Origin of the sequence: Mesorhizobium sp. M0601 (genome assembly GCF_040320845.1) — a bacterium.
Taxonomy (GTDB): domain Bacteria; phylum Pseudomonadota; class Alphaproteobacteria; order Rhizobiales; family Rhizobiaceae; genus Mesorhizobium.
Genome location: NZ_JAMYQK010000092.1, coordinates 1 through 3,513, shown reverse-complemented (window position 1 = coordinate 3,513; position 3,513 = coordinate 1). Strand labels below are relative to the sequence as shown.

General features: G+C 61.8%; 1 protein-coding gene. It reads left to right on the top strand.

Annotation, left to right across the window (positions count from 1 at the left end; all coding sequences use genetic code 11):
* Nucleotides 1–617 precede the first annotated feature (617 nt).
* Entirely contained in the window at nt 618–3,293 is a 2,676-nt protein-coding gene (gene ppdK, locus NKI41_RS32830; protein WP_352687164.1) for a pyruvate, phosphate dikinase, read from the top strand.
* Nucleotides 3,294–3,513: the final 220 nt, after the last annotated feature.

Here is a 3,513-nt window from a genome sequence, read left to right as displayed (position 1 = left end):
ACACAACGCCCGGCCCAGGGATGCCATGGATAAAGAAACTTGCGTTCCTCGGTCCCGTGGGCGTTCTCTCGTCGTGTTGTACAACCGATCGCGCCCACATTCGGCGCTCGGATACATCACGCCTGCGGCCTATGCCGCCGATCTCACCGCAACGGACGATCGGCTGCGCAACCCCGACCAGCTCCGCCGATCACCCGTTGCTCAACCCGCGCCATACGGCGTAAAACCCGCCGAGGCTCTAACTGCAGCCGGATCAAAATTCAGTGGCAGGTCAGCGCCCGAAAGCCTTCATCCAGCCCTTCGGCAACGGCCGAATAGGTAGGCCAATAATCAGTGAACGGCCTGGAGAAGGCCGCTCTGTAGAAGGCCTTCATGTCCTGCGTTCCGCCCGCCGCCGGCATTCGACCTAGTCAAGCCTTTTCGGCCAGTCTCATGGCTTGCTACTGTTCCCTCTATGTTCTAAGAGAGTGCGCCCAAAATGAAAGTCTTTTCGCCGCCACTTTTTCTTAATCGATTGTAGAGGCTGGCCAGCTTGGTCGATGCCTTGCGTTTCACGCTGCAGCACCATATCGCTCGATTTTTCAGAATTTCCAATCTCCTGACACCGGGGAGCAAGCATGAGCAAATGGGTCTACACCTTTGGCGACGGCGCGGCGGAAGGCCGTGCCGGCGACCGCAATCTGCTCGGCGGCAAGGGCGCCAACCTGGCCGAAATGTGCAGCCTGGGCCTGCCGGTGCCGCCGGGGTTCACTATCACCACCGAAGTTTGCAACGCCTATTACGCCAACGGCCACACCTATCCGGCCTCGCTGGAAACGGATGTTGCGGTCGCCCTCGATCACATCGGCCGGCTGACCGGGCGTCGTTTCGGCGATCCGTCGAAATTGCTGCTTGTATCGGTGCGCTCCGGTGCCCGCGCTTCCATGCCCGGCATGATGGACACCGTGCTCAATCTTGGGTTGAACGACGAGACGGTCGAAGCCTTGGCCGCCGATTCAGGCGATGCGCGGTTCGCCTATGACAGCTACCGCCGTTTCATCCAGATGTATTCCGATGTCGTCATGGGTCTCGACCATGAGGTGTTCGAGGAAATCCTCGAAGACCAGAAGGGCGGCCTCGGCCATGAGCTCGACACCGAGCTGACAGCCATCGAATGGCAAGGCGTGATCGCGCTCTACAAGGCCAAAGTCGAGGTGGAGCTTGGTAAACCCTTTCCGCAGGATCCGCACGAGCAGCTCTGGGGCGCCATCGGCGCGGTGTTTTCCAGCTGGATGAACAACCGCGCGATCACCTATCGGCGGCTGCACGACATTCCCGAAAGCTGGGGCACGGCAGTCAACGTCCAGGCCATGGTGTTCGGCAATATGGGCGACACCTCGGCCACCGGCGTTGCCTTCACCCGCAACCCGTCGACCGGCGAAAAGCAGCTCTATGGCGAGTTCCTGGTCAACGCGCAAGGCGAGGATGTAGTCGCCGGTATCCGCACGCCGCAGAACATCACCGAGGCAGCGCGCATTGCCGCCGGCTCCGATAAGCCGTCGCTGCAGAAGCTGATGCCAGACGCCTTCCAGGCTTTCGTCAGCATCTCCGATCACCTGGAACAGCACTACCGCGACATGCAGGATCTCGAATTCACTATCGAGCGCGGCAAATTGTGGATGCTGCAGACCAGGTCCGGCAAACGCACCGCCAAGGCGGCGCTGAAGATTGCCGTTGACATGGCCAGGGATGGACTGATTTCAAAAGAGGAAGCCATCGCTCGCATTGATCCGGCCTCGCTCGACCAGTTGCTGCATCCGACCATTGATCCGAAGGCGGCGCGAGATATCATCGGCGTCGGCCTGCCCGCATCGCCAGGCGCTGCTACCGGCGAAGTCGTGTTTTCCTCGAACGACGCCGAGGAGGCCAAGACACAAGGCCGCAAGGCGATCCTGGTGCGCATCGAGACCAGCCCCGAAGACATCCATGGCATGCATGCGGCCGAAGGCATCCTGACGACGCGCGGTGGCATGACGAGCCACGCCGCCGTGGTGGCGCGCGGCATGGGCAAGCCTTGCGTTTCGGGCGCAGGTTCGCTGCGCGTCGACTACAAGGCCGGCACGCTGATGGCGATGGGATCGACCTTCCGCAAGGGCGATATCATTACTATCGACGGCGGCAACGGCCAGGTGCTGAAAGGCGCTGTACCGATGCTGCAGCCGGAACTCTCGGGCGATTTTGCCGCCATCATGGAATGGGCCGACGGCGCGCGCCGCATGAAGGTGCGCACCAATGCCGAGACGCCGCTGGATGCTCGCATGGCGCGCTCCTTCGGCGCCGAAGGCATCGGTCTTTGCCGCACCGAGCACATGTTCTTCGATGGCGACCGCATCGTTGCCATGCGCGAGATGATCCTGGCCGATACGGAAAAGGATCGGCGAACGGCGCTGGCCAAGCTGTTGCCCATGCAGCGCTCTGATTTCCTAAAACTCTTCGAGATCATGGCCGGGCTGCCGGTGACGATCCGCCTGCTCGATCCGCCGCTGCACGAATTCCTGCCCAAGACCGAGGAGGAAGTGGCCGAGGTCGCCGCCGCGATGAATGTATCGCCGGACAAGCTCCGGCGGCGCACCGAAGCGTTGCACGAGTTCAATCCGATGCTCGGCCATCGCGGCTGCCGGCTTGCCGTCTCCTATCCCGAAATCGCTGAGATGCAGGCGCGCGCCATATTCGAGGCGGCTGTCGAGGCCGGCCGGAAGGCCGGCGCGCTGGTCGTCCCGGAGATCATGGTGCCGCTGGTCGGGCTGGTGAAGGAGCTCGACTTCGTCAAGGCACACATCGACGGCGTCGCCAAAAGCGTCATGGAGGAGACCGGTGTCAGGATCAACTATCTGACCGGCACGATGATCGAACTGCCGCGCGCCGCGATCCGCGCCCACGTCATCGCTGAAGCCGCCGAATTCTTCTCCTTCGGCACCAACGATCTGACCCAGACCACGTTTGGTATCTCGCGCGATGACGCGGCCTCGTTCCTCGAGACATACCGGCAAAAAGGCATCATCGAGCAGGATCCCTTCGTGTCGCTCGACATAGAGGGTGTCGGCGAGCTGGTGCGTATGGCGGCCGAAAAGGGCAGGGCGACGCGGCCTGACATCAAGCTCGGTATTTGCGGCGAGCACGGCGGCGACCCAGCCTCGATCCATTTCTGCGAGAAGGTCGGCCTCGACTACGTCTCGTGCTCGCCATACCGGGTGCCGATCGCCAGGCTGGCTGCTGCGCAGGCGGCAGTGCAGGCTGCAAAAGTCGGAGCTTGAATAGATCCAGACCGAAGATGCCGGACAGACAGCTGGCGAACAATCGATGCACGCGCCGCGATCTTTGGAGCGTGACGGCCTGCTGACAGCACTGGCTAATGGACTTCTCAACACATCAAGGAAGGTTGATGTTTTCGCCGTGTGAAATGGCCGCGGGATGGTGCACATGTCTGATGATGAACAAACCGCTGCGGCACGCTGGTCGGTGAAGTCCGAGCTC